This is a genomic window from Vibrio kasasachensis, from assembly GCF_050337565.1.
Lineage (GTDB): Bacteria > Pseudomonadota > Gammaproteobacteria > Enterobacterales > Vibrionaceae > Vibrio > Vibrio kasasachensis.
The window spans coordinates 1-1,302 of sequence record NZ_JAKJTB010000042.1 but is presented as its reverse complement, the minus strand read 5'-3'; the positions used below and the strand labels follow the sequence as shown (position 1 = coordinate 1,302).

At 41.9% G+C, this 1,302-nt stretch carries 2 protein-coding genes and 1 pseudogene; 1 reads left to right on the top strand and 2 read right to left on the bottom strand.

What is annotated here, in order from left to right; translation table 11 throughout:
• On the bottom strand, positions 1–381 hold a 381-nt coding region (locus L4C38_RS21205; RefSeq protein ID WP_428799515.1), incomplete at its 3' end, for an IS110 family transposase.
• A 101-nt stretch (positions 382–482) separates the two neighbouring features.
• Between L4C38_RS21205 and L4C38_RS21200 the strand changes: the two genes are divergently transcribed.
• Entirely contained in the window at positions 483–914 is a 432-nt protein-coding gene (locus L4C38_RS21200) for a DUF4274 domain-containing protein (protein ID WP_428799514.1), read from the top strand.
• A gap of 109 nt (positions 915–1,023) precedes the next feature.
• Here the strand turns inward: L4C38_RS21200 and L4C38_RS21195 are convergent.
• A pseudogene (locus L4C38_RS21195) lies at positions 1,024–1,302 on the bottom strand (IS4 family transposase); the annotation flags it as partial.

The following is a 1,302-nucleotide window of genomic DNA, read 5'->3' as shown; positions in this document are numbered from 1 at the left end:
TCTACGCATTCGAATCAATGATTGAATGTCTTGCTGTTCGATGGATTTATGCGGGACGGGGTAGGCGCGTTGATATAGTGCTAGTTCGGCAATCGCTTCAGCGTCGTTATAGTCATTCTTTTGTTTACGGCGTTGATTTTTGACGTGTTGGGGAGGGTATAAAAGAACTTTATGCCCAAATTTTTCAAATTCACGCGCCCAGTAGTGAGCGCCCCAACAAGCTTCCATAGCAATAGTGCAGGGTTTTAGGTTCGCGATATGGCTAAGCAACTTACTTCGTTGAAGTTTTTTACGGCTGATGTTTTTTCCTTTATGATCGATTTCAACAAGAAAGAAAATATTTTTTGCTAAATCGATGCCGATGATTTTATGCTGAGTCATGGTCTTCTCCTTTTGCTTTGGGACCTGAACACTCCAAGCATGACCTTAACAGGGCGTTATGTGAAATGCCCAATAATTTAGATTGTAGGTGTTAATAAATCATGATTTCACAACAAGAAAGGGACTTGATTGTCCAGATCACTCAATCTGAAGTTTCAGCAATCGGTTTGCAAGCCGTTATGGAAACGTCGAATCCATTTTTTCTACAAGAACTAGCGAACGATTATAATTGGGACGACGGATTAGAGATTATTTGTGCAATTTCCGAAAGTAAGTATTGTGATTTAGGGGTAGCACTGACCATATTTTGGCTTGCTGAATCTATTGGCTTTCTTACTGGTGAAATTGAAAGAAATCATTATAACGGTGCATGGTTTAACTTGAGTGAAAAGCTATCAGCAAGGATCTCTAAAGGTGAATATAGTATCGGTAAAGTAAGTTTTGAGCCTCCATTGAGCAAAGTTCAAAAATATAAACTATTGCAAAAGGGCATCCCGGAAGTTTTCCTTCGCAAAGTTGTTGGTGTTAAATAAATTTCACATAACAAAGCATTTAAGAGTGATTCCTTACGCTTGCCGGTTTCGCTTCGCTCACAGTATGGCAAGCGCGCGTCACACCTTAATGCGGCGCTGACGGATCCCCTCATAATTCCCCCAGTCCGGCGTTGTGCGTGAGCCGTTGATATTCAAGTATTGCCCATTGATATTGGGACTCATGAATTTGATACCGTCGATGGCTCCGAACTTCCCGCCCTAAGCGAGGTATTGAAAGCACTCTGCGATGTTTTATGGTGTTGGCTTGAAAGTCAAAATGCCACTTCGCTTGCACGGCAGCTAAGCCATTCCACCACATCAAAACTTCTGCTAACAACGCGATGAGTAGCAGTATATCTAAACGCTTAGTACAACGGCTTCGGTTATG

Coding starts and splice junctions, on each gene's coding strand:
- L4C38_RS21200 (WP_428799514.1), top strand. CDS start 483: ATGATTTCACAACAAGAAAGGGACTTGATTGTCCAGATCACTCAATCT.